The sequence below is a fragment of the Streptomyces sp. AC555_RSS877 genome (assembly GCF_019049245.1).
Lineage (GTDB): Bacteria > Actinomycetota > Actinomycetes > Streptomycetales > Streptomycetaceae > Streptomyces.
This window is the reverse complement of the sequence record NZ_JAGMUK010000034.1, coordinates 1-1,068: the sequence shown is the minus strand read 5'-3', so window position 1 is coordinate 1,068 and position 1,068 is coordinate 1. Positions and strand designations below refer to the sequence as shown.

The following is a 1,068-nucleotide window of genomic DNA, read 5'->3' as shown; positions in this document are numbered from 1 at the left end:
TGTACTGCCCTGTGAGGTTGGGGACGCGGCTGGCGGGTGGTTGGCCTTTCAGAGCGGTGTGTCCTCGGTGGTGATTGTAGGTGTGCAGCCACTCCGGGAAGGCGTCGCGTCGTTCCTGTTCTGATTGGTAGGGGCGGGCGTAGGCCCATTCGTCGAGCAGGGTGCGGTTGAAGCGTTCGACCTTGCCATTGGTCTGCGGCCGGTAGGGCTGGGTTCGCTTGTGGTTGATCCCGGCCCTGGCCAGCAGGTCTCGCCAGTCGCGTGAGCGGTAGCAGGAACCGTTGTCGGTGAGTACCCGCTCGACGGTGATCCCGGCCTGGGTGAAGAACGTCTGGGCGCGGGTCCAGAAACCGGTGGCGGTCTCCTTCTTCTCGTCGGTGTGGATCTCGCTGTAGGCGAGGCGGGAGTGGTCGTCGACGGCGGTGTGCAGGTAGCTGTAACCGGCGTTCTTGCGGTTCTTGCGGCCCGCGGCCCGGCCGAGGACCTTGTGGCCGCCGCCGTCGGGGATGTTGCCGAGTTTCTTGATGTCGACGTGGACCAGTTCGCCGGGCCGGTCGCGTTCGTAGCGGCGTATGACGCGGCCGGTGGCCCGGTCCAGGTGGGTGAGGCGGGCCAGGCCGTAGCGGGTCAGCACACGGTGCACGGTGGAGGGCGCCAGCCGCAGCAGGTGCGCGATGCGGGCCGGTCCCCAGCGGCGCAGGATGCGGACCTTGATGATCCGGCGTTCGGTTCGGGTCGGGGTACGGCGCGGACTGGTGTGCGGGCGTGAGGAGCGGTCGGCCATGCCGACCTCGCCGAACTGCCGGTAGCGGTCGGCCCAGCGCTGGGCCGTGGTGGGCGAGACCTGGAAGCGTTCGGCGGCTCGCCGCAGCGGCCAGCCGTCCTCGACCACGCAGCGGGCCAGACGCAGACGGCCGGTCTCGGTCAGGGGTGCATTACGGTGGGGCACGAGGGCCTTTCTGTTGGTGTAGACGTCGCAATCCACACCGAACCGGAAGGCCCTCACCTGTTTCAAGATCCCTCAGCCGAGACCTGACTCACCTGTCCACAACCTCCCCGGACAGAACA

General features: G+C 68.0%; 1 protein-coding gene. It reads right to left on the bottom strand.

Features of this window, described 5'->3' with window-relative positions:
* Window positions 1–949: IS481 family transposase (locus tag KUM49_RS15815; protein WP_217237485.1), on the bottom strand; the 949-nt coding region annotated here is incomplete at its 3' end.
* Window positions 950–1,068 lie beyond the last annotated feature (119 nt).